This window comes from Psychrosphaera algicola (assembly GCF_028401425.1).
GTDB classification, from domain to species: domain Bacteria; phylum Pseudomonadota; class Gammaproteobacteria; order Enterobacterales; family Alteromonadaceae; genus Psychrosphaera; species Psychrosphaera algicola.
On the sequence record NZ_JAQOMS010000002.1, the window covers coordinates 3,146,591 to 3,171,201 of the forward strand.

General features: G+C 41.9%; 22 protein-coding genes, 4 tRNA genes and 2 pseudogenes. 27 read left to right on the forward strand and 1 reads right to left on the reverse strand.

The annotated features are described in order from the left end of the window. The first annotated feature begins 9 nt into the window (after positions 1 to 9). The 27 genes and pseudogenes from PN838_RS17290 (at position 10) to tuf (ending at position 23,034) form a co-directional block, all read left to right on the forward strand. Positions 10 to 3,027: a beta strand repeat-containing protein gene (locus PN838_RS17290; RefSeq protein WP_272181448.1), complete on the forward strand. Its 3,018-nt coding sequence runs from the start codon at positions 10 to 12 to the stop codon at positions 3,025 to 3,027. Positions 3,028 to 3,034: 7 nt separating this feature from the next. After that, on the forward strand, positions 3,035 to 3,862 hold the full coding sequence (locus tag PN838_RS17295; RefSeq protein ID WP_272181449.1) for an Ig-like domain-containing protein: 828 nt from the start codon (positions 3,035 to 3,037) through the stop codon (positions 3,860 to 3,862). Positions 3,863 to 3,870: 8 nt separating this feature from the next. Then, positions 3,871 to 7,005: a beta strand repeat-containing protein gene (locus PN838_RS17300; RefSeq protein WP_272181450.1), complete on the forward strand. Its 3,135-nt coding sequence runs from the start codon at positions 3,871 to 3,873 to the stop codon at positions 7,003 to 7,005. A gap of 58 nt (positions 7,006 to 7,063) precedes the next feature. Next, complete coding sequence (locus tag PN838_RS17305; RefSeq protein WP_272181451.1) at positions 7,064 to 9,781, forward strand: beta strand repeat-containing protein; 2,718 nt, start codon at positions 7,064 to 7,066, stop codon at positions 9,779 to 9,781. A 37-nt stretch (positions 9,782 to 9,818) separates the two neighbouring features. Then, entirely contained in the window at positions 9,819 to 10,739 is a 921-nt protein-coding gene (locus PN838_RS17310; RefSeq protein WP_272181452.1) for a hypothetical protein, read from the forward strand. 76 nt (positions 10,740 to 10,815) lie between these two features. After that, complete coding sequence (locus PN838_RS17315) at positions 10,816 to 11,091, forward strand: hypothetical protein (protein ID WP_272181453.1); 276 nt, start codon at positions 10,816 to 10,818, stop codon at positions 11,089 to 11,091. Beyond that, a complete protein-coding gene (locus PN838_RS17320; protein ID WP_272181454.1) occupies positions 11,078 to 11,266 on the forward strand; it encodes a tetratricopeptide repeat protein in 189 nt (62 codons plus the stop codon). Before PN838_RS17315 ends, PN838_RS17320 begins: the two co-directional genes overlap by 14 nt. Before the next feature lie 2 nt (positions 11,267 to 11,268). Then, positions 11,269 to 12,171: a surface lipoprotein assembly modifier gene (locus tag PN838_RS17325; RefSeq protein ID WP_272181455.1), complete on the forward strand. Its 903-nt coding sequence runs from the start codon at positions 11,269 to 11,271 to the stop codon at positions 12,169 to 12,171. 291 nt (positions 12,172 to 12,462) lie between these two features. Further along, entirely contained in the window at positions 12,463 to 12,825 is a 363-nt protein-coding gene (locus tag PN838_RS17330) for a hypothetical protein (RefSeq protein WP_272181456.1), read from the forward strand. A gap of 11 nt (positions 12,826 to 12,836) precedes the next feature. Then, complete coding sequence (locus tag PN838_RS17335) at positions 12,837 to 13,880, forward strand: TolC family protein (protein ID WP_272182634.1); 1,044 nt, start codon at positions 12,837 to 12,839, stop codon at positions 13,878 to 13,880. Beyond that, a complete protein-coding gene (locus tag PN838_RS17340) occupies positions 13,867 to 15,084 on the forward strand; it encodes an efflux RND transporter periplasmic adaptor subunit (protein WP_272181457.1) in 1,218 nt (405 codons plus the stop codon). The genes PN838_RS17335 and PN838_RS17340 overlap by 14 nt, the downstream gene beginning before the upstream one ends. Further along, a complete protein-coding gene (locus PN838_RS17345) occupies positions 15,081 to 15,266 on the forward strand; it encodes a hypothetical protein (protein WP_272181458.1) in 186 nt (61 codons plus the stop codon). The genes PN838_RS17340 and PN838_RS17345 overlap by 4 nt, the downstream gene beginning before the upstream one ends. Positions 15,267 to 15,276: 10 nt before the next feature. Then, entirely contained in the window at positions 15,277 to 16,026 is a 750-nt protein-coding gene (locus PN838_RS17350) for an efflux RND transporter permease subunit (RefSeq protein ID WP_272182635.1), read from the forward strand. Then, positions 16,023 to 16,870: pseudogene (locus tag PN838_RS17355) on the forward strand (efflux RND transporter permease subunit). Before PN838_RS17350 ends, PN838_RS17355 begins: the two are co-directional and overlap by 4 nt. Before the next feature lie 101 nt (positions 16,871 to 16,971). Continuing rightward, positions 16,972 to 17,259 (forward strand): hypothetical protein, encoded by a 288-nt coding sequence (locus PN838_RS17360; protein ID WP_272181459.1) that lies wholly within the window; start codon positions 16,972 to 16,974, stop codon positions 17,257 to 17,259. Continuing rightward, the gene (locus tag PN838_RS17365) at positions 17,240 to 18,175 is read left to right on the forward strand and encodes an efflux RND transporter permease subunit (RefSeq protein WP_272181460.1); all 936 of its coding nucleotides are present in this window, start codon (positions 17,240 to 17,242) and stop codon (positions 18,173 to 18,175) included. The genes PN838_RS17360 and PN838_RS17365 overlap by 20 nt, the downstream gene beginning before the upstream one ends. Before the next feature lie 101 nt (positions 18,176 to 18,276). Further along, on the forward strand, positions 18,277 to 18,834 hold the full coding sequence (locus PN838_RS17370) for an FAD-binding protein (protein WP_272181461.1): 558 nt from the start codon (positions 18,277 to 18,279) through the stop codon (positions 18,832 to 18,834). A gap of 241 nt (positions 18,835 to 19,075) precedes the next feature. Then, the gene (locus tag PN838_RS17375) at positions 19,076 to 19,402 is read left to right on the forward strand and encodes a UDP-N-acetylmuramate dehydrogenase (RefSeq protein WP_272181462.1); all 327 of its coding nucleotides are present in this window, start codon (positions 19,076 to 19,078) and stop codon (positions 19,400 to 19,402) included. Between the two features lies 1 nt (position 19,403). After that, on the forward strand, positions 19,404 to 20,054 hold the full coding sequence (locus PN838_RS17380) for a biotin--[acetyl-CoA-carboxylase] ligase (RefSeq protein ID WP_272181463.1): 651 nt from the start codon (positions 19,404 to 19,406) through the stop codon (positions 20,052 to 20,054). 110 nt (positions 20,055 to 20,164) lie between these two features. Beyond that, positions 20,165 to 20,386, forward strand: coding sequence for a biotin protein ligase-related protein (locus tag PN838_RS17385; protein WP_272181464.1), 222 nt, complete (start codon positions 20,165 to 20,167; stop codon positions 20,384 to 20,386). Between the two features lie 18 nt (positions 20,387 to 20,404). Continuing rightward, a complete protein-coding gene (locus tag PN838_RS17390; RefSeq protein WP_272181465.1) occupies positions 20,405 to 20,797 on the forward strand; it encodes a type III pantothenate kinase in 393 nt (130 codons plus the stop codon). A 5-nt stretch (positions 20,798 to 20,802) separates the two neighbouring features. Then, the gene (locus tag PN838_RS17395; protein WP_272181466.1) at positions 20,803 to 21,096 is read left to right on the forward strand and encodes an acetate and sugar kinases/Hsc70/actin family protein; all 294 of its coding nucleotides are present in this window, start codon (positions 20,803 to 20,805) and stop codon (positions 21,094 to 21,096) included. A gap of 175 nt (positions 21,097 to 21,271) precedes the next feature. Then, positions 21,272 to 21,347 (forward strand) — tRNA-Thr (locus PN838_RS17400). 50 nt (positions 21,348 to 21,397) lie between these two features. Next, positions 21,398 to 21,482, forward strand: a tRNA-Tyr gene (locus tag PN838_RS17405). A gap of 90 nt (positions 21,483 to 21,572) precedes the next feature. Continuing rightward, positions 21,573 to 21,646, forward strand: a tRNA-Gly gene (locus PN838_RS17410). Between the two features lie 8 nt (positions 21,647 to 21,654). Further along, a tRNA-Thr gene (locus PN838_RS17415) sits at positions 21,655 to 21,730 on the forward strand. 117 nt (positions 21,731 to 21,847) lie between these two features. Further along, positions 21,848 to 23,034, forward strand: a pseudogene (tuf, locus tag PN838_RS17420) (elongation factor Tu). Positions 23,035 to 23,544: 510 nt separating this feature from the next. Here the strand turns inward: tuf and PN838_RS17425 are convergent. After that, positions 23,545 to 24,426 carry a pepsin/retropepsin-like aspartic protease family protein gene (locus PN838_RS17425; RefSeq protein ID WP_215963889.1) on the reverse strand — a complete coding sequence of 294 codons (882 nt, stop codon included), beginning with the start codon at positions 24,424 to 24,426 and terminating at the stop codon, positions 23,545 to 23,547. Between the last annotated feature and the right edge of the window lie 185 nt (positions 24,427 to 24,611).

A 24,611-nucleotide genomic window follows, 5' to 3' on the forward strand; every position in this document is an offset into this window, starting at 1 on the left:
GATATCGCTGTGATCAGTAATACGGGAACCCTTGAAATACCGAATGGTGCGACATTAGGTAGCACAGCCCGTATAACAGTAGCGGCACCAAAAACTACTAATTCTAGTGTTCTGGTTACAGATTCAATTTTAGTAACGGTCCTACCACCGGTTCTTGATACATTAACAATTTCGTCAAGTTCGTCGAGTGTTCCTAGAGGGACAGATATTTCATTATCGGTTTCTGGCATGTTGTCAGATAATGGCCTCGGTATTCCAACCACCCTAGAGTGGTCAAGTTCAAATACGAGTGTTGCAACTGTGAGTTCAGTAGGCGTAGTGTCAACAACGAACACTGCTGCCATCGGTTCAACGGTTACCATTACTGCGCGAGCTAAAAAAGAAGCAACTTCAAGTACATATATTGTTGATCAATATGAATTAACTATTGCGGCGCCATTATTAGATACTATCGATATCGTTCAACCTGATTCAGAATTGGGGCTAGGACTAAGTTTACAGTTAACCATTACTGGTCTTTTAAGTGACGGTACAAGTGATTCGCCATCTGGGGTTATTTGGTCGAGTTCGAATACTGATACGGCGACGGTAGATAGTAACGGTGTTGTAAGTGTTTTAAATGCAACAACCGTTGGTAGTCAGGCATTGATTACGGCTAAGGCTGAAATAAACCCCGGTTCTGGCGTTTATACAAGTTCGTCGATGACGATTACGGTAATTAATGCGGCACTAGAAACTATTTCCTTGTCGGCGACAAATACAACAGTTCCAGTGGGCACGACTCAGCAAGTTGTGGCAGTTGGTTCTTTGTCGAACGGAACTAATGGCATTTTAACGTCTCAAATTTGGAGTAGCTCTGACACGGACACCGCAACCGTTAATAGTAGCGGTTTAGTCACATTCAAACCAAGTGCGACAGCTGGTGACACCTTTGATATTGAGCTTAGAGCGCTTGCACAAGCGGGTTCATCAACCTATATTTCTGGCAATATAACATTGACGGTTGGCGACCCTATATTATCTGGTATTGAGATTACCACTTCGCCGCCGACAATTTCGCGAGGCACCACGCTGTCTATTACGGCTATTGGAACCTTAACAAATAACAACAATGGTTTACCAACACCATTAACTTGGTCTAGCTCAAATACTGATGTAGCGACAGTTGATACAAATGGTGTGGTAACGATAAAGGCTTCGGCATCAGTTGGTAGTCAAGCCGCAATTACGGTTTCTGCCGCGGTTACAGCTGGTTCAAGTGTTACCGTGCGTGATACGTTAACGGTAACTGCTGGGCAAGCGAGGTTGCAAAGTCTCACATTGGCTGCAACGGAAACGGATGTGCCAGTGGGTACATCACAGCAAATATCAGTAGCAGCATTGTTGTCGGATGGCAGTACTACTTTGTCAACAGCACAAGTTTGGAGTAGTGCAGATGAAAATATTGCCACTGTTAATAGTGAAGGTTTAGTCACGTTTAAACCAACAGCCACAGTAGGCGATACGGTTGGAATAGAACTAAAAGCATTAGAATTATCAGGTTCAACAACTTACATTACAGATACTTTGACGCTGACGGTCGGAGAACCAATACTTTCTAGCATTGAAATTACCACAGCTCCACCAACTATTTCGAGGGGCACCTCTTTAGATATAACCGCTATGGGGACCTTGACAGACAATAATAATGGTTTGCCAACGACATTAACTTGGACGAGTTCAAATACCAGTGTTGCGACAGTAGATAATACAGGTGAAGTGACGATATTAGCCGCTGCGAGTGTTGGTAGTCAGGCAACGATTACTGTAACCGCAGCAGTGGAAACTGATTCAAGCCAGTTGGTTTCGGATACAGTAACGGTAACAGCGGGGCAAGCGAGGTTGCAAAGTCTCACATTGTCTGCAACGGAAACGGATGTGCCAGTGGGTACATTGCAACAAATTGCTATTTCGGCATTGTTGTCGGATGGCAGTACTACTTTGTCAACTTCTCAGGTGTGGAGTAGCGCTGATGAGAATATTGCGACGGTTAGCAATACCGGTTTAGTTTCGATTAAATCAAGTGCGACAGCGGGCGATACGGTTGGAATAGAACTAAAAGCATTAGAATTATCAGGTTCAACAACTTACATTACAGATACTTTGACGCTGACGGTCGGAGATCCAATACTTTCGAGCATTGAAATTACCACAGCTCCACCAACTATTTCGAGGGGTACCTCTTTAGATATAAGCGCTATGGGGACCTTGACAGACAATAATAATGGTTTGCCAACGACATTAACTTGGACGAGTTCAAATACCAGTGTTGCGACAGTAGATAATACAGGTGAAGTGACGATATTAGCCGCTGCGAGTGTTGGTAGTCAGGCAACGATTACTGTAACCGCAGCAGTGGAAACTGATTCAAGCCAGTTGGTTTCGGATACAGTAACGGTAACAGCGGGACAAGCGAGGTTGCAAAGTCTCACATTGTCTGCAACGGAAACGGATGTGCCAGTGGGTACATCACAGCAAATATCAGTAGCAGCATTGTTGTCGGATGGCGGTACTACTTTGTCAACAGCACAAGTTTGGAGTAGTGCAGATGAAAATATTGCCACTGTTAATAGTGAAGGTTTAGTCACGTTTAAACCAACAGCCACAGTAGGCGATACGGTTGGAATAGAACTTAAAGCATTAGAATTATCAGGTTCAACAACTTACATTACAGATACTTTGACGCTGACGGTCGGAGATCCAATACTTTCGAGCATTGAAATTACCACAGCTCCACCAACTATTTCGAGGGGCACCTCTTTAGATATAACCGCTATGGGGACCTTGACAGACAATAATAATGGTTTGCCAACCTCATTAACTTGGACGAGTTCAAATACCAGTGTTGCGACAGTAGATAATACAGGTGAAGTGACGATATTAGCCGCTGCGAGTGTTGGTAGTCAGGCAACGATCACCGTAACCGCACCGGTGGAAACTGATTCAAGTCAGCTTGTGTCAGATACAGTTGCAGTGACAACAGGCTAAGGCAAAATTGCAAAGTCTCACATTGTCTGCAACGGAAACGGAAGTACCAGTGGGTACATCACAGCAAATATCAGTAGCAGCATTGTTGTCGGATGGCAGTACGACATTATCAACGTCACAGGTGTGGAGTAGTGCTGATGAGAATATTGCGACGGTTAGCAGTACCGGTTTAGTTTCGATTAAATCAAGTGCAACAGCGGGCGATACCGTTGTAATCGAACTCAAGGCGCTCGATTTACCGGGGTCTGGAACATACATTAGCAATACCATAACCATCACAGTAGATGATCCAATTTTATCAAGTATTGCCATTACAACATCGGCACCTACTATCCCTAGAGGTACGGCCTTAACTTTAGATAAGGCTGGTACGTTAACGGATAATAGTACTGGTCTGCCAACCTCATTAACTTGGTCGAGTTCGAATACAGATATAGCGACAGTTGATGACAATGGCAATGTGACTATAAATGCGGCCGCGGTGCTGGGCAGTCAAGCGACAATTACCGTAACAGCCCCAGTAGAAACAGGTTCAACCGATTTAGTTTCTAGCTCTGTTAACGTTACTGCGGGTCAGGCTTCATTACAAAGCTTTACAATGTCGGCAAGCTCAACTGATGTACCGATAGGCACAAGTCAGCAAATAAATGTTGCAGCCTTGTTATCCGATGGTGGTACCACGTTAGCTACAAACCAAATTTGGAGTAGCTCTGACGAGACTGTTGCCACGGTAGATAGTGGCGGTTTAGTTTCAATTAAATCCGATGCAACGGAAAATGACAGTGTTGTTATCGAGTTGAAAGCATTAGATTTACCAGGTCTGCGAACTACATAACCAATACGTTGACCTTAACGGTTGATAAGGCAATTTTGTCGAGTATTACAATTACAAATGTCGCCCCAACAATTCCTAAAGGTACAACACTTGCGTTAGTTGCAGAAGGGACTTTGACTGATACGAGCAGTGGGTTTCCAACGCCATTGACGTTAACTTGGTCGAGTTCAAGTACTACTGTAGCAACTGTCGACAGTAGTGGTGTCGTTAGCATGAGTAAATCGGCCGCTGTGGGAAGTCAGTCGACAATCACAGTATCTGCGCCAGTGGTAGACGGCTCAACAACAATCGTCTCGAAATCAATAACCGTGACAGCAGGTCAGGCAACACTGCAAAGTTTAACTTTAACTCCTGCTACTCCTAGTTTTGGAACTGCTACCGAAGTACCTGTTGGGACGACAAGGCAAATAAATGTTGCCGCTGTATTGTCTGATGAAAGCTCGACACTGCTAACGACTCAAGTGTGGAGTAGCTCTGACGAAACTATTGCGACGGTCGACACTGGCGGTTTGGTTTCAATTAAATCAGATGCGACTGTTGGCGATACGGTCGACATCCAGTTAAAAGCATTAGAATCATCAAGTTCAAGTACATTTGTTATTGGTACGTTAACGTTAACCGTCGGCGATCCAATTTTGTCGAGTGTAGCGATTACAAATGTAGCGCCAACCATCCCAAAAGGTGGGGAGCTAGAACTCGATACTTTAGGTACGTTTAGTGATACCAGTACTGAGGAACTCGGGGATTTGAGTTGGGCTTCAACTTGGACAAGTTCAAGTACGAGTGTAGCAACGGTTAACGCTAGCGGAGTTGTTTTCATTGATGATGCCGCTGCGGTGGGCAGTCAATCAACAATAACAGTGACCACGCCAGTCGAAAGTGGGTCTAGTGTGACAGTATCCGGTACGGTAATTGTGACAGTTGGGCAGCCAATATTAGAAACGTTGACCATGTCAGCAAGCGAGACGACGGTTCCGGTCGGTACCACACAACAAATCTCTGTGGCAGGTGTATTGTCGGATACCAGTACAACGTTGTTAACCACTCAAATTTGGAGTAGTGGTGATACGAGTATTGCAACGGTAGACAATGGTGGTTTAGTGACGATAAAACCTGACGCGACAGTTGGCGATACGGTTGTTATTGAATTGAAGGCCTTAGAATTGCCAGATTCGTCCACTTATATTACAGATACCATAACTCTGACTGTTGATAACCCTATTATTGCAAGCGTTGCCATTACAACAGCTGCCCCAACGATTCCGAAGGGCGCGGACTTAACGTTAGCTACTTTAGGTACGTTTAGTGATACCAGTACTGAGGAACTCGGGGATTTGAGTTGGGCTTCAACTTGGACAAGTTCAAGTACGAGTGTAGCAACGGTTAACGCTAGCGGAGTTGTTTTCATTGATGATGCCGCTGCGGTGGGCAGTCAATCAACAATAACAGTGACCACGCCAGTCGAAAGTGGGTCTAGTGTGACAGTATCCGGTACGGTAATTGTGACAGTTGGGCAGCCAATATTAGAAACGTTGACCATGTCAGCAAGCGAGACGACGGTTCCGGTCGGTACCACACAACAAATCTCTGTGGCAGGTGTATTGTCGGATACCAGTACAACGTTGTTAACCACTCAAATTTGGAGTAGTGGTGATACGAGTATTGCAACGGTAGACAATGGTGGTTTAGTGACGATAAAACCTGACGCGACAGTTGGCGATACGGTTGTTATTGAATTGAAGGCCTTAGAATTGCCAGATTCGTCCACTTATATTACAGATACCATAACTCTGACTGTTGATAACCCTATTATTGCAAGCGTTGCCATTACAACAGCTGCCCCAACGATTCCGAAGGGCGCGGACTTAACGTTAGCTACTTTAGGTACGTTTAGTGATACCAGTACTGAGGAACTCGGGGATTTGAGTTGGGCTTCAACTTGGACAAGTTCAAGTACGAGTGTAGCAACGGTTAACGCTAGCGGAGTTGTTTTCATTGATGATGCCGCTGCGGTGGGCAGTCAATCAACAATAACAGTGACCACGCCAGTCGAAAGTGGGTCTAGTGTGACAGTATCCGGTACGGTAATTGTGACAGTTGGGCAGCCAATATTAGAAACGTTGACCATGTCAGCAAGCGAGACGACGGTTCCGGTCGGTACCACACAACAAATTTCTGTGGCGGCGCTATTGTCGGATACCAGTACAACGTTGTTAACCACTCAAATTTGGAGTAGTAGCGATACGACTATTGCTACGGTGGACAGTAGTGGTTTGGTTACCATAAAGCCTAGGGCTACTCCGACGACAGATACCGTTGATATTGAAGTTAAAGCATTAGAATTATCAAGTGGAAGCACTTATGTTACGGATACATTAACTCTAACTGTTGGCGACCCAGTATTGACTTCAATAGCTATCGATTCGTTTGAAACCCTTGTAGGTAGAGGCAAAACAACGACACTAACCGCGACGGGGACTTTATCTGATAATTCTACAGGAACACCAACAGCTTTGACTTGGAGCAGTTTAAATACGGCAAACGCGGTAATTGATAGCAGTAGTGGAGCAATGACTATTCCGAACACTGCTACGATAAACAATACTGCAGTGGTCAAAGTCTCTGCACCTATTGAAACAGGTTCAGCAACGTTAGTAGAAGGCACGGTTGTTGTCACCGTAGGTTCGGCAGATTTAGCGTCACTTACGATAACTTCTCCTGCAACAAATGTCGCTATTGGTAAAACGGTATCGCTCAGTGTCGCTGGCACACTCACTGACGGCGGGTCTGGTATTCCAACGTCGGTATTGTGGGTAAGTAGTGATGAAGATGTTGCAACAGTTGATGGGAACGGTGTTGTAACCATTAAAACCGATGCAATGGATAGTGACTCTGTTGTTATTACCGCTAAAGCGTTGGAATCGTCAAGTTCATCTACATTTGTTACTGATACGGTGACATTGACGGTCGACCCAGCAGAGGTTATTGCAGTCGAGGTAACAACGTCTAGTGGTGATCTCCCGCGGGGAACTTCGGTAACCTTGTCTGCTGATGGGACATTATCTAGTACCGCAAATGGCCTGCTCGACGACCTAACTTGGAGCTGCTCTGGAAGACCCATGCGCTGTAACCATAAATTCTAGTAGTGGTGAAGTAACTTCAGCCAATGCTTCGGTAATTGGTGCACAAGCAACTATTAAAGTGACAACGCCTGTAGTGAATGGTTCATCAACAACGGTTGAAGATACCTTTATCGTAACTATAACCAATCCGTTATTGACGTCGTTAGCAATTCCTGAGGGCGATTCGTCTGTTGATGTCTTAGACAGTATTGACTTATCTGTTACAGGGGTCCTTTCAGATACTTCTACGACTATTTTAACCGATATTTCCTGGAGCAGTGATAATGCCAACTTCACTGTGGATACCGATACTGGACTTGTTACCGTAACGGCTTCCGCTAGTAGTGGCGACACTGCAACCATTACGGTGAGCGCCGAAAACGGGGCCAGCTCAGCAACGACTATTACAAGTTCTGTGACAATCACAGCTTCAGTACCTTTAATCAATAGCATTACATTAGATCAAGCTTCCCAAACTGTGCCTCGGGGCACAAGTATCGATGTCATAGCCACGGCGACTAAAACGGATAGTTCTACTGTAAGTCGTTCGGATCTAAGCTCAATTATGACTTGGTCGAGCGCTGACACAGACGATGCAACCGTGACGATAATCGATGAAGGCACAGTGAATGCTCTTGCTCGAATAAGTATTCCAAATACGGCAACTAAAACTAATACGGTGGTTCTAACGGCTTCTGTTCCAGAAGAGACCGGGTCATCAAATTTAGTAACCGAAACAATCACTATCACTATAGGTGAACCTACTCTTAGCGTCAGTTTAGCATCCAGTACATCTTCTATAGATATACCGCTTGGAACCACGTTAACGGTTGAGCCTACTTTCACCTACAGTGATGGTGCTGACACTTCGGCATTTGATAAAACAAGTTTGACTTGGTCGACGCCAACACTAGATCCAGCTTTGATCTCACTAGACACGGCGACAAATTATGGCGAAGTACAAGCCATTCGCCTTGATGAATCGTCTAATACCACGGCTGTTGATGTGGAATTAACAGCGGATGACAGTATTACGGCAACCATAGATTTAACAGTGGTTGAGCCAGTCATAGAATCATTAGAAATACATAGTTATGGCGATAATGCATTAGCTGAGTCGCAAACTATGATATATACCCCAGTGGCGGTATATTCTGACAAAACCACAGCTGTTTATCCTAATGCTTTGGATTGGGAAGCGAGTGACACAGTAGACCTAATTATATTTGACGGCGATACGGATCTTACAACAGCGCATACCGGTGATATTAACGTGTCTACTGCAACATTAAGTGCTGATGAAACCTCTGCAACAATTACGGTAACCGATAGTTCAACCACGCCAGATACGGTAGGAACAGCGGCATTGACATTACTGGATGGCATAACTGTTAGTAGCATTCAAAACTCAGTGGCTGCGGCAACAGTTGTTCAAGGTTCTCGTTATCCGTTATCGAGTTACATGTTATTGAGTAATGATCAAACTTTAGACATCAGTAAATATACCGCTTTGTGGTCAAATACAGCGCCGAGTGATACCGAAACAACCGTCGATAGTGCAGGGCTTGTTAGCTTTAGTGCAACAGCCGTTACAGGCACAGTGACGGCAGATGATTCGGTTAATACAGCTAATGTCACTAGCTTTACCGTTGAATCCGGTACATTAGCTAGCATAGAAGTATACCCTAGAAACCCTACTGTCAGACGCGGTAAAACAGTCAACTTCAAAGCTTATGGTTTATATACCTACGACACAGGCAGCAAAAACATTGTTGTAGATATTACTGATCAAGTGGTCTGGAGCAGTGCAAATACTACGGTTATCACAAACGCTGGGGCTGCAATTGCTGTTGGTGCCGATGTTGATATGACCGCGACGTTGAGTGCAATTAGTGGTACGTCTTCGGTTACAGTCGTTAACGCAATAACAAGCATAACACTTGGTAACGTACCAACTGAAGTCAATGACAATGGGGCGACAAAAGTTTCTAGACGCTATCAACTAAAAGCATATGCAAACTTTGCAAGTGGTTATGTCGAAGACATAACCGAGCAAGTGTTATGGTCAAGTTCAGCGTCGAGCAAAGCGACTGTGAGTAACGCAAGTGGTGAGAAGGGCTTGATGATGCCTGTATTGCCAATTACAGATAGCGATACAGTAGCATTTACAGCCGAATGGTTTACTGACACAGGTCTTGAATCAGTGACATCTGGGGATGTAACCTTATCGACAAACGCAGTAGATAACTTTGACAGTATAACAATTACTCATGCGACAAGCTTTAATGACATGGGTAAGGATGTCGTAACAAACTTAATCGCAACCGCTAATTACGCTGGTGGTGGAACACTCGACGTTTCCGAACAAGTCACTTGGACTTCAAATACGCCAACTGCGGTTTACGTTAGTAACGCACCCGATTTAAAAGGACAAATCGCCAGTTTAGGAGACAGTACAGCGGCAGTAACTATCACGGCAAAAATGCCAGATACATCAATATTAGGTACTTACGCGCTCACTAGAACAGATGAAACATTAAGCACACTAACGATTTCACCTGACACACAAACTATTGTTGTTGATGGTACGCAACAGTTCACTGTAGTGGGAACATATACCGGTGGCGACCCAGTGGATTATACCAACCGAGTTGTTTGGACAAGCTCGGATGAATCGCTAGTTATAATTAGTAATGCAGAAGAGACTCGTGGTTTAGCGACACGACTCGCCGATGGAGATGTCACAATTACAGCGACTTACCAATCGGTCACAGATACAAGCGGGACTATAGATTAATGAGCTATTGGTTGATGGAAAGTAACTTAATGAAAAAATGCTTATCTTATTGTTATTGTGCTGCGCACCTATCAATAAGTCATTGGCAGACACAAAAGTAAATGCCAATGATTTACTGGAAAAAGGTGTAGAAGAACGATTTTCGTTAACTTTTATTGAAAAGCTACTGCTAATCGAGCCGGAAGTGTTAGATAGGTTTTCTCTATTAGAACACGATATAAAACGGTTTAATTCTGAACTAGCCGCAGTGACTAAAACTTATAGCGATTCTTTGGTGAAGTTTGATCAATATAAAACGAAGCAAATAAATCAGCACAATGTTAATGAAGAGTTTGTTTTGTTCAATCAACTCGAGAATCAACAACATATGCAGGGGATCCTGTCTGCTGAATATCATGTAAATAGAGTGCGCGAGAAACTCTACGAAAGTCTATTTGAATATGAATCAATTAAGAAACGAATTGAAACTGTTTACCAAGAGCAACACAAAGCAAACATTGTACTGGTGAAAGAGAAGCTACTCGCAGGGGATAGTTTTGTTATTGCTGAAGGGCAAAAACAGCAAATTCTCGAATTTGTACTTTCGTATCAAGATAGCCCTGCTGAATTAGCTCGGATGTTATTGCATAGGAATGTTCAGCAAATTTTGCCAGATTATTTGATCGAACAGCTTAATATATTTAGTCAATCAGAAATAAGCTTAGCCGATGCATTAAAAACCCCAGAGGTTATGGCTGCAGTAATCAGTAAAATTGAAGATATTGATGTGTTGCCAAAAATGGGACTAAAGGACATCGGTTATAAGATTTATAGTGTGGAGCAAGCGCCTAAAGTATTAAAATTAGGGGCGCCACCACTACTTATCGATACCTATCTAAATGCCAGCATTCAGCGAAATTTAAATTTGGCGTTGATATACGAGTTACCGGTACCAGCGGAAGGGATCATTAGGTTTTAATATGAATACTTTTTTTATATATCCAGCCAAAGAGTAGTTTTAATGTATTCATCCTCGTTTGATAAAAGAGTAACAAATGCATAATTTAAGACAGTTTTCCGCTATTTTTACTCTCGTTTGGGGATTAATATGTTCATTCGATGTTCGTTCTGAACAGGATTTAAGAGCTATTCATACCGAATTACTCGAATCTATAAATCTTTTAAAAGACAAAAAATATGCAGAAGCTTGCGTTAAACTAAAGCTATTGCCAACGTTAGACGAATCGTCTAACGACCCGATTAGTAAAACAACTTCAACTAAATATTTATTATATTCAGGGACAGTGTTTTGCGGGATTGGGTTTATATGACGACGCTAAAAATTATTTTCAGGTATTGATAGAAGAAGATCCTGAACAAGCACGTCCTTACCTAGATTTAGCTATTATTCACCAGTATTTAGGTGAATTTGATCTCGCAGAAGATATTTATGAACGTGTACTAGATCTCAATAGTTTAGAGCCGGATGTACATAAAAAGTATTAGAAATGCGCAAAGTTAACCCAGAAAAGCTCCAGTACAATTTAGAATTATTGACGGGGTTGTTAGTTGACAATAATTTAGTTAATTCACCAAGCGCAGCATCTGTTGTTATATATGGTAAAGAGTTCTTCTTTAATGAAAATCTGCGTCCTACAGAAGCGAATGGCGTTTTTGTTGGGGCAAATGCGTCGATTAGTAAACTGCTAGATAATGATAAACGCTTATCACTAAAAATGAATATCGCTTCATCAAACTACCTCAATAAACCAGACGGAAATACTCTGCTGGTGGATTTTGTTGGCGGGTATCACGCCAAGTTAGGTCAATCAGAGTATGGCATAGAGCCGAGGTTCGCATCTGTTAGTATTGGTGGCGAAGCGCTTTTAAACATCGCGTCTTTAGGGGCTCGTTTTACGACATTTTTAAATAATAAAATTCGCGTCTCACCTATGCTTGAATATGCCAAATATGATTACACAAGCTCCTTTGACCGCAGTGCGGATGTTATTAGGCCTCAAGTCTTAGTTAACTACTCTTATAGTCAAAAGCTAATGATAATAGGTGTTTGGTCAATGAATTTAGCCTCCGCTAAAGAAAAACAAAACAGTTATACCGGCTTGCGATATGAAATCGGTACAAGGTATCGCTACAATAGTAATTTAATGTTTGGGGCTGACTACAGCTTAAATACGTTGGACTTTGATGAGCAACTCGACGCGTTTGACGTTAAGCGAGCAGACACAAGGCATTCGTTTAATATTAATTCTAGTCTCAATTTAAAAGGGCTTGGTTTTCCTCGGTTAACTCTAGATGTGGGCATTAATCATTTTCAAAATGACTCCAATATAGGACTTTACGCTAACCAAAGAACTCAATTCTATTCGTTAGTGAGATACGCGGCGTTTTAGGCTGTACCCACAAAAGGTCGTATTACCTGCATGGGGGCTATTACCTACAGATGTACAGTTTAGTCATGTAAACTATCCTCACGTAGAACCAACACTTCCAATCGTTATTAGTTTATATTTAACTGACTGACGTAATTTATGAGAAAATTTTTATTTGTTTAGTTATTTATAATAGTTCGAATTAAATTTGGATTAGTTGATTGTAAACGGATAAAAAGATATAAAGAGGGTATACGTTTACCCTGTTTGTTTTTCGAGTTAAAAATAGGGTCTTTAAGGGAAGTATTTAGTTTGAAGTGGATAATAATTTTTCCCCTCGTAATGTTTTTAACAGCTTGTGCCTCAGAACCAAAGCATTTGGAGGGGGACAAACTCGATAATATCGACGAGGCGATTCCTAAAGATTGGCGATATAGCACTAAACTTTTAGCTACTAATAGTGATTTGTTGTGGGGTATCAAGATCCCTGATCCCATATTGGCGAAATTATTAGAAGTTAGTGATGAAAATATCAGTCTCAAAATTGCTAGATTGAGACTTAGACAAGCTAAATTAGATTTCGAGATTTCAACAGGCCAGTTGTGGCCAGATGCAAGCTTAGCTGCAGGACAAAGACATTCCCAATCTCTGGTTGACGATGAGAAAAATTTTTAGACTCCTCAAACATCGGACTCTCTGTAAAATGGGAAGTGGATCTGTGGGATCGGCTAGGGGATGAAACAAAACGAACCGCTTGGTTAGCAGAAGCCAAGTCATACGATTTAGTTGCCGCTACCTACTCATTGCAATCGCAATTTTTGACAACATGGTTTGACCTAATAGAACAGAAAAAACTACTGGAATTAAACAAAAACAATATCGAAAACCAGAATCGAAGATTACAAATGTCGATGTATCGATTAGACAATGGGCTATCGAGTGGTATCGATATTCGAAACGCCAAAACAAACTTATTTAGACTGCGCGAAAGCCAAAAAGGCCTCCAATATAGGCTTGTTGAAGCGAAACGCAGACTGAACTTAATGTTAGGGCATTATTCAGAATCTGAACTTGATATAGACCTGACGTTTCCCGAATTAGAAACCGGTGTTGTATTTAATAAGCCTCGGGACATTCTTTTAAATCGACCTGATGTACTAGCTGCAAATGCCAATTTATTGGCCGCGGGCTTTAGCTGGGATGCCGCCAAAAAACGTCAGCTCCCTAAGCTTACATTAAATTTTGATTTGGATGCGCGGCGCAGCAAAATTGAGGAATTATTTGATTTTGATTTTTGGTTGTCATCGATTTCTGCTTCGATTGTTCAACCCATTTTTTATCGAGATGTTTTGTCTAAACAAGCTAAAAAATTAGAGTTGTCGCAAGAAATCGCCCTTCAACAATACCGCCAAACGCTTTTAGATGCGTGGCGAGAAGTCGAATCCGCAAGTCAAAATGAGCTTATTTTGCGAAGTCGTCAGTCTCTTTTAAGTCGAGCATTTGCTGAAGCAAAAGAAGCTGAAAATCAAACTGAAATTCAATATACCGCAGGTTTAGCTAATAGTTTCGAGTTGTTATCTGCACAACGCACAAGAACGTCAGTTGAAACGGATTTGATGAAGCTTGCCACTGCACGTCTAAAAAATAGAGTTCAGTTAATCTTAGCGCTGGGCATACCAAATTCAGAAGAAAATAAAACAAAGAAGTTTAATTCGCATGTTAAAAACTAAAATTGTAGATTCCATCCCTTTTGTAAGCGCCATTCTTATTATTTTATTGACGCTCTATGGATTAGATTTTTTTAAACCTGAAGCCCAGAAGAGACAATACAAAGCTAAAAAGTTAAGAGTTTTTGTAGAACGTATTAAGCAACGTGATACGCAACTATTTGCCTATAGCCAAGGAGAAGTGAAACCAAAACAACAGGCAGACTTACGAAGCCAAGTAGAAGGATTAGTTGTTTTTGTGTCCCCTAGTTTAGTGGTTGGTGGTCGAGTTGTTAAAGGTCAAACTTTATTGCAACTAGATAAAAGGGATTACTTGCTGGATGTCGTGCAACGTGAAGCAAAGGTAGCACAGGCGAATCAACAATTAGAAAAGGTAAAAGCACAAGCTAATGTTGCTGAATTAGAATTAGCCAATTTGGGGCGTAAAAACGCCAATGACTTAGCGCGCTGGCGCCCACAACTTGAACATGCGGAAGCTGAATTAAAGGCGGCTAAAGCCTTGTTGGAAATTTCACGTTTGAAATTAGAACGTACCAATATTACCTCGCCATTTACCGGTGTGGTTCGCTCGGAATCAATCAATATCGGTCAGCAAGTGAGTCGCAATAGTGTCATCGCGACGGTTTATGCAAATGACGTTATGGAAGTTGCCCTTTCTTTAAATGGCAAAGACTTAAAACTATTAGAAATGCCAATCGACTTTTACCAAGAGCAATACGAACAAGGTATTCCTGTTGTGCTGAGTACAGAGCTGGGCGACCAAATAACCGAGTGGGAAGGGCGGATTATGCGTACTTCAGGGCAGTTTGATACTCGGACTAGAACCTTAGGGGTAATTGCCGAAATTTATCAGAGTAAAAATCAAAATAGTATTTTGCCCGGGTTATTTGTTAACGCGCGTATCAAAGGCGTAAGTGTGAGTAACGCCAGTACTTTACCTAGAACATCGGTTCACCCAAATAATAAGGTGTGGTATGTCGATGAAGAACAAACACTGCAAGTTACGCAGGTTGAACTGATCCATCGCGACAACCATTCCGTGGTCGTCAAAGGGCTTAAAAACAATATTCAAATAGTTACCTCAGCGCTTGTTGCCCCAGTACCAGGTGTTTCCGTAAGAACTTTAAAAAGTCAGCCTAATAATTTGACCGAGGAAAAAACCGAGAAGCCAAAAAGGAAAAGAAAGAAAAAGGACGCTGAAGCATGAAGTCGTTAGTTTCTTGGTGGGTTAAAAATCCTATCGCGGCAAATCTCGCGATGATTTCATTGATCGTTGCAGGGTTAGTCAGCTACTTTTTCGCAATAGAGAAGGAACCGTTTCCAACTGTTAAAATGGCTACTATGGATATTCGCATCAACTGGCTAAGGTGCGGGACCGAGAGATATTGAAGACCAAATTATTGTCAGGTTTGAAGATGCGGTTAAAAACGTCGAGGGCATTAAAACGATAATTTCCCGAGCGTTGGAAGGGCGCGCTTTTATTACAATTCGAGGGAAAGAGCGAGTTGATAGAAGGGAATTCGCGGAGGAAATTAGAGAAAAAATAAATTCAGTTAATGGGTTGCCTAGTGATACCGAACGACCTGTCGTAACGGAAAAAACTAATCGTAAGTCGATGATCAGAATTGCCTTACACGGGCACATAAATCGAGATTCACTTACCGGGTTATCACATGAAATTAGGCGTCAAGTTGCGTCATTACCGCTTATTTCAACCGTCGATTTAAAAGGCGAAGGTCGCTATGAAATAGCCATTGAAGTTACGGAACAAGCTATGTCGACCTATGGTGTCACCATAGAAGAAGTAGCTAATGCGATAAAAAGCTCTTCGATTAATACATCTACCGGAACCGTGCGCGACGAAGCAGGTGTATTGATGTTGTCGGTTAGAAATAGGGCCGAGCAACAACAAGAGTTTGAAGACATTATCATTCGTCAGGGCAAGGGAGGAGAATCTTTATATCTAAGAGATGTTGCCACCGTTGTAGATGGATTGGCTGACAGTCGCTTTGTTTCAACATTTGATGGTGAACCCGCGATACTAATCGATGTCATGAATAGCAGTTACATGAATATTCCAAAAATGTCTAAATACGTGAACGACTATGTAAACAAAAAAACTTACAGTTGCCTGAAGGCGTCAAGTTGACCATTTGGTCTGATTGGAACGAAGCCTATCAAGGGCGGCTAATGACGATATTTTCGAATGCGGTAAGCGGTCTTATCTTAGTCTTCATTTTATTGTTATTGTTCCTACAGCCTAAAGTTGCATTTTGGGTAAGTGCAGGTATTGCAACGGCATTTGCCGCGAGCTTTGCGCTGTTACCAAGCTTCGACGTTTCGCTTAACATGATATCTCTGTTCGCGTTTTTAATGGTGATCGGCATCGTTGTCGACGACGCTATTGTTATTGGGGAAAGTGTTCATTTAAGTCATGAAGCTGGGCTGCATGGAGAAGAAGCGGCAATCGAGGGGTAACTCAGGTCGCGAAACCGGTATTGTTTGGTGTGTTAACGACGATGGTCGTGTTTGCTCCAATGGCGTTTTTACCCGGAAGTACGGCAGAATTTACGCGAGCTATTGCGACAGTTGTGATCCTCTCACTTGCATTTTCATTGTTCGAAGCGCTATTTATTTTGCCTTCGCATTTGCGCCATTTACAGGGCGACAAACCAAGTGAAAAACCATCTAAGTTAGCAAAATTCCAAAAACGTATTGCATCAAGTTTAGACTACCTAAACGAACGATTTTATATCAAACTTTTGCAATGGTGCTATAAGCACAAGCAAACGACGATTGCGATTTTTGTTGGCGCTGTATTTATCGGTTTTAGTCTTCTAAATAATAACTATATTAACCAGTCGTTTATGCCTCAAATAGCCGATGACAAAATTCGTTTGGCGGTTACCTTACCCACCACGGCCACCCATGAACGAATGTTACAAGTATTGCAGCAGATCCAACAGGGTCAAAAAGGCTGCTTGAACACGTAGAACAATTACCAAGTCCATTTTTAGTCGACCATGATTACACGCGATTGTCGGGCACTCAGATAACAAGTGAAATAAAGCTAGTTCAATATGATAAGCGGGCAATGACGATTAATGAAGCATCAGCGTTTTTGCAAGAGTACATTGGTGATATTCCTGACGCAGAAGAAATCGAACTAAAATCGACACTAAATACACTAGAACCTAGGGTTGGTTTTAGTTTCAATTCGCAAGATATTGAAGCGTTAAAAGAAGGCGTGGCCGACTTTAAGCAACATTTGGCAACGTATTCTGGAATCTATCTGCTCCGCGACAATATGGATAAAGGCTCACAGGAACTTGTCTTTACACTTAAGTCAAGGCACAGAAGCGTTGGGTATAAATTTACGTGATATTAGTAGGCAAGTTAAACAAGCTTATTTTGGTCAAGAAGTACAACGACTACCCAAAGTTGGCGGCGATGTTCGAGTTAAAGTCATGTATTCACGATTTGAACGTGAGTCGATTGACACCCTACAAAACCTTAAGATCAGAAGCAAGGACGGCCGCACAATCCCATTGATGGCGATTGTTGATGTTGAAATCAGGGCGGGTATCCAACGTATTATCCGCCGTGATGGATTTAAATCTGGGTATGTTTATGCTGAGTATTCAGGTGAAGACCAACGCGCTTTAAATATCGACGTTAGGGAAAATTATATTCCTGAATGGCAAAAGCGGCACCCTCAAGTGTCGTTTGGGCGTGGTGAGCGGATGCAAGAGGAGAATGAATTCCGGCAGACGGTTATCGTGTTGGAAGGGCTCGCCTTAATGGTTGCCTATATGTTGATGGCCATTGCTTTTCGTTCCTACAGTCAACCATTGTTAATTATGTCGGCAATTCCGTTTGGGGTTTTAGGGGCATTAATGGGCCACCTGATCCATGATATTAGTTTTGGAATGTTCTCCATGTTGGGTATTCTCGCTGCATCAGGAGTTGTGATAAACGATAACTTAGTATTGGTTGACGCAATCAACCGATTTAGGGAAAAGGGGCTAAGTTTTAAAGATGCGGTGTTTAGAGCTTGTCGAACTCGATTCCGACCAATAATTTTGACGTCAATGACCACATTTATTGGCTTGATGCCAATGCTAGCCGCTGAAAGTGTCCAGGCCAAATTTTTAGTGCCAATGGTTGTATCGTTAGCTTATGGGGTGTTAGCCGCAACAATAGTTACACTTATTTTCGTTCCCTGTGTGTATTGGTTAACGACCGACTGTATACAGGGATGGCAAAAACTGCGTACAAAACTGATAGAGAGTAAATAACCGTATTGTTTTAGCCGTAGAATAAACCTTGCCTAGTAATTAGTGCTGGCGGGTGTTGAGCACGCTTTTCGCACTGTAATCGTAAATTTATTATGTTTGCAGTGCGTAATTTTTTAGTAACTGATATATTACGCATTATTAGTCATTTAATTTTGTCGGTTATTCCCGTGATATCAGTCCAGTCTTTTCATACATTTCAATTACAAGCAAATGCCAAACGGATCAGCTCTATTGACTCGATTGAAGATTGTCGTAGGTACATTGGACGCAAAAATGGCAAAGATTTTATTTTACTAGGCGAAGGCAGCAACTGCGTATTTGTCGAAGATTATAATGGTGAAATTGTCATTCCTAAATTATTTGGGAAATCCATCGAAGAAGATAACAGCAACTTTTTTGTTGACGCCTCTGCAAGTGAAAATTGGCACGAATTTGTCATTTGGCTTTTGGCAAACAAAGTCTATGGTTTAGAAAATTTAGCGTTAATTACTGGTACTGTGGGCGCCTCGCCTATCCAAAATATAGGTGCCTATGGCATTGAAGTTGGTCAGTTTATTTCATCTGTCGACTACTTTGATTTAACCTGCGGGGAAATTAAGACGCTTGATGCCCAAGCATGTAATTTTGGATATCGAGACTCTGTTTTTAAGGGGAGCTAAAAGCAACTGCGATCATTACAAAGGTGAGATTCACAATTCCAAAACAGTGGACTGCAGTAGCAAACTACGGCTCCTTAGCTGATATAGATAACCCCACCGCTGAGCAAATCTTTACCGAAGTTGTCAAAATCCGCCAATCAAAATTACCAGATCCTGAGTTGACCGGTAATGCCGGTAGTTTCTTTAAGAATCCGATAGTCGATAAGCAAACAGCAGACACACTGGCAAATAAATTTATAGTATGCCTTTGTATAAAGTTAATGATGGTGAATCTAAAATTGCCGCAGGTTGGTTAATTGACCAAGCCGGATTAAAAGGCAAAACCATAAACGACATCGCGGTGCATCAAAACCAAGCACTTGTATTGATAAATACAAATAACAATGGTTGTGGTAAAGACTTAGTGGCTTTAGTGGATGAAGTTTGTAACACGGTATTTGCCAAATTTGGTATTGAGTTATCCACGGAAGTGCGCTGTTTCGGTCATGAAGGTGAACTTAATCTATTGGCGAAGAAGGGCGAAGAGTCCGAACTTACAGCCGTCAAAAACGCTAAAGGGACTCGATAAATTGGCCAAGTTAGAATTAAAAACAGAAATCGCAAGCATATTAGCAGATGGGAATTTTCATTCTGGGGAAGAGCTCGGCCAGTTGTTTGGCGTATCACGCACCGCAATTTCGAATCACGTCAAAGCGTTGATAGACCTAGGGCTAGATATTTTTTCAGTGCATGGTAAAGGCTATAAGCTTGCGGAGTCCATTGATTTACTAAACGCAGAAGAAATACGTCAAGGGTTAGGCAATAGTAACTCAATTGATGTGTTTCCAATTATCGACTCTACTAATGAGTTTCTGATGACAAAGATCAGAAACAGCGATCATATCTCTGATGGGCATACGGTTTTAGCCGAGTGCCAAACCTCAGGCCGTGGTCGACGTGGCCGAACTTGGGTTAGCCCATTTGGATCGCACATTTATTTTTCTCAGTACCGCAAGATGGAAGATGGTCTTGCAGCGGCGTCTGGATTGAGTTTAGCAGTAGGTGTCGCGGTTAAAAACGCATGCCAAGCCATTACAGGATTAGAGCTAGAATTAAAGTGGCCAAACGATATCCTCTATCAGAAGCAAAAGGTCGCTGGGATTTTGGTGGAAGCTGAGGGGCAGTCCGACGGGGTCTGTCATTTAGTGATTGGCATCGGTATTAATGTTGATATGCCCTAGGGAGCGCTGAACAAATCGATCAACCCTGGACCGACTTAAAGCAACTATCTGAGCGACAAATTAACCGAAATGAAATCGCCATTGAGTTATGTCATCAACTCAATATCGTTATGGGCGAGTACCGTCAACACAGATTAGATAATCTTTATAAAGAATGGAATTTAGCCAACGCTTTTAAAGATAGTATGGTTAATATCATTGCGAATAAAAATACTCAAACTGGTCGTTGTTTAGGGATAGATCAAAGTGGTGCATTGATTGTAGAAAATCCAGCTGATGGTTCACGTTTTAAGGTGTTTGGTGGCGAGGTAAGTTTGCGGGGCGTAGCGTAAAATGCGTTTGTTAATCGATTGTGGCAATACGGCGATCAAATATCGAACCGTCAATTCAGAGGGAGCTTTGTACAACTAAGCTACGAACAGATTGTTAAAAATGTATCCCAAATTAGCCAAGTTGTTTATTCGAGCGTCGCAAAACCACCGGAATTACAATCTCTTCTCGAAATATTTACAAAACACAGTATACCTTGCAAAACAGTCACCACGGAACCGACGTCATTTGGTATCGTATGTGGTTATCCAAAGTATCAAAATTTGGGAGTAGACCGCTGGCTAGCGATTATAGGTGCTAATTGGCTCGCGCCCGATGAAGACCTTATTGTAGTCGATGCAGGAACCGCTATGACTGTAGACATACTCACTTACGATCGCGTACATAAAGGCGGATGGATTATTCTGACTTAAGATTGATGCAGGAGTCTATTATCGTTAAGGCTCCCGGTGTTTTTAGTGATTCAAGGCTAACGGCGGAAGTCTTTGGTTCGGATACACCCACTGCACTTTATGAAGGCTGTCTAAACAGTTTAGTTGGTGCGGTAAAAAATGCAGCCATGTCATTTGAAGCTCAATTTAGTCGCAAAGCCAAAATAATGCTCACAGGTGGCGACGCTGACGTTATTGTTCAAAAGTTGAATGAACAACGTTTAACAGAAAGTTATTCCATCCATCCAAACTTGGTTTTTCACGGACTTAATCGATATTAGTATCCATTAATCAGTAACGTTTTTGCTTTTGTTTCGATAATAATTACGCGTTTTTTAATGAATATTGCACGATTTGTTTAAAACATCGCCAAATGATCGATAAAACTTAAAAAAGTTACTTTTAGTGTTGCACTATCGAAATTGTTACCATAAAATGCGCCCCACTTGATGCAGTGCCGGCTTAGCTCAGTTGGTAGAGCAACTGACTTGTAATCAGTAGGTCGCCAGTTCGACTCCGGCAGCCGGCACCATCAAATCTTACTTACACAACTTTGTTGTGAGGCCAAGTAAGATGTTCTGTGGAGGGGTTCCCGAGTGGCCAAAGGGATCAGACTGTAAATCTGCTGGCTCTGCCTTCGGTGGTTCGAATCCACCTCCCTCCACCACTTTTTCTTGTTTTGTTGATACTTTCGTTTCGACAAACTTAAAAAGGTCGGCTCGCGGCCTTCTTTGCTTGAGTCGAGAATCGTTTCAAAGCGGACGTCGTATAATGGTATTACTCTAGCCTTCCAAGCTAATAACGCGGGTTCGATTCCCGCCGTCCGCTCCAAGATTTTTGCTGATATAGCTCAGTTGGTAGAGCGCACCCTTGGTAAGGGTGAGGTCGGCAGTTCGAATCTGCCTATCAGCACCACTTCTTAAATATTCTCTTCTTCTTGTATAAACTAATTAAAAGCACTACTTTTAGTAATTAATTTATAACACCACGCTTTCGAGCGTATCACATTAATAAACTTAAATAGGTCTGAAAATGGCAAGACAAAAGTTTGAACGTACGAAGCCGCACGTTAACGTTGGTACAATCGGTCACGTTGACCACGGTAAAACTACATTAACAGCTGCGATTTCTGCAGTATTAAGTAAAACATACGGTGGTGAATCTAGAGATTTCGCACAAATCGATAATGCACCTGAAGAGCGTGAGCGTGGTATTACAATTAATACTTCTCACATCGAGTATGACACTCCAACTCGTCACTACGCACACGTAGATTGTCCAGGACACGCCGATTATGTTAAAAACATGATCACTGGTGCTGCTCAAATGGACGGCGCGATCTTAGTAGTTGCAGCGACAGACGGCCCTATGCCTCAAACTCGTGAGCACATCCTACTTTCACGTCAGGTTGGTGTACCTTTCATCATCGTATTCATGAACAAATGTGACATGGTTGATGACGAAGAGTTACTAGAATTAGTAGAAATGGAAGTTCGTGAACTTCTTTCAGAATACGAATTCCTAGGTGACGATTTACCACTAATCGCTGGTTCTGCGTTAAAAGCTCTAGAAGGCGAAGCAGAATGGGAAGCAAAAATCATTGAGCTTGCAGAAGCACTTGATACTTATATCCCAGAGCCAGAGCGTGACATCGATAAGCCATTCATCATGCCTATCGAAGACGTATTCTCAATCTCAGGCCGTGGTACAGTAGTAACAGGTCGTGTTGAGCAAGGTATCGTAAACACAGGTGACTCAGTAGAAATCGTAGGTATCAAAGATACAACGACAACAACTTGTACAGGTGTTGAAATGTTCCGTAAATTGCTTGACGAAGGTCGTGCAGGTGAGAACATTGGTGCATTGTTACGTGGTACTAAGCGTGAAGACGTAGAACGTGGTCAAGTATTAGCGAAGCCTGGTTCAATCCAGCCTCACACTAAATTTGAATCAGAAGTATACGTATTATCAAAAGAAGAAGGCGGACGTCACACTCCATTCTTCAAAGGTTACCGTCCACAGTTCTACTTCCGTACAACTGACGTAACAGGTGCTGTTGAGCTTCCTGAAGGCGTAGAAATGGTAATGCCTATGGTGATAACATCAAGATGGTTGTTGAGTTAATCGCACCAATCGCGATGGACGAAGGTCTACGTTTCGCAATCCGTGAAGGCGGACGTACTGTTGGTGCTGGTGTTGTAGCGTCAATCATTGCGTAATTTAAAGTCTCTTTAGAGAGAGTTTAAATCAAAAGAAGGTCACTTAGGTGGCCTTTTTTATGGCTGAAATTTATGCAGCGGGATTATTTCGGAACAGTAAGGGTTAGAGATGGCTAAAGTAAACAAGTTGCCGGAACTGAGAACGGTAGGGCGTTTTACGGGCTGTTTATACTGGGCATATTGGGTTAAGAAAATTGCCCAGCAAAAATTGTAGCGGTATTGATTAACTGGCTTAGAAAATGGTGTCACACTGATAGTGATACAGCGCTTGTAGTTAACGTTTCGTTTAGAGAAGGTTTGTCTCTCGCTTAATGCCCATTAATTGTGAGTATGGCTATAACTGAGCGATGCAGTGCTGTGTGCAAATAAAACACTCACCAAATTGAGTGAAGAAAAGTGTTTTAACAGGGATCATAGACATTATTATGGGCGTTAATGTTGGTTGCTTTTAGATATAAAAAAGACCCAAGTACACCTTAGTGTAAATGAGTCTTTTATTAACCGCTTATGTTATCCAGAGATATGCACAAACCCAGTTTGATATTCAATGGTTACTATAAAGTGTTTTAGTACATCAAAGCCAACTGACCCGCGCAGTTTTTTTCCTTTAATGCGACTAAATGATTTTTCGTAACGAGGTCTAAGGTCTAGACTGTGACCTTTATCAGGAACTGCGGTAGCAATTTTTTCAATCTCAAAAGGACCAATTTTTAACATAGGTATTTCAAGTTGGTTCATTTCAACTTCTTGATTCAATTCTTTTAATGTTACACGGCCGGTTTTGTAGTCTCGTAACCAATCGCGCTTTTCAGACAAACTACGATCTATTGTTAAGCCAAGTGGTGATGCGGTGTCGAGTAAAAACCAAGCATCCTTTTCTTTGTTCACTGAAAGCTTCACAATTGGTACGCCATGATCACCCTCTACACGTGATTCAATATTGTTGTATTTTTTCATGTTCACAGATTTTCGGTCTAACATACGTATTTGTTTATTAGGGTAGTCCACTTGCAAAATATAAAATCTGAAAAAATGCATGCCAATGACAACATCGCCAGATGGCAGATCAGATTCGATTAAATCGTCCATCTTAAATTCCGTATCAAATATCTTGATAGGAACTTCGTTGTACACTTGATAAAATTCATCATCCCAAGAGTTTGCTATTTTTGTAACGCCACCTTTACTTAAGTTGCTTCCATGTTTAGCGACAAAGTCTTTCGAAATGTAGTTACTCACCGTACCTGTGTCTAAAATCGCTGTGGTTTCAATGCCATTAAGTGTAATTGGAATGTGGACATATTTATCTTTTAAACTGATTGGAAACCAGCCATCTTCATTAGCCGATGCTGAGAATGCAAATACAAGTAACGCCGCAATTAAATAACGCATTGTTAAATCCCTTTTAAATTAGTTTTCATTGGTTGGCAATTTAGAGATTCCTGAAGATTTGGCAACCGAAAATCCGCTTTAAATGTAACATTATGTTGTAAACGTTACAGGACTGACACGTTAGGAAGTGTTTTGATCATAATATAAAGGCAACTTAGCCTCTTGCCATCATCCGCTACTTAAGT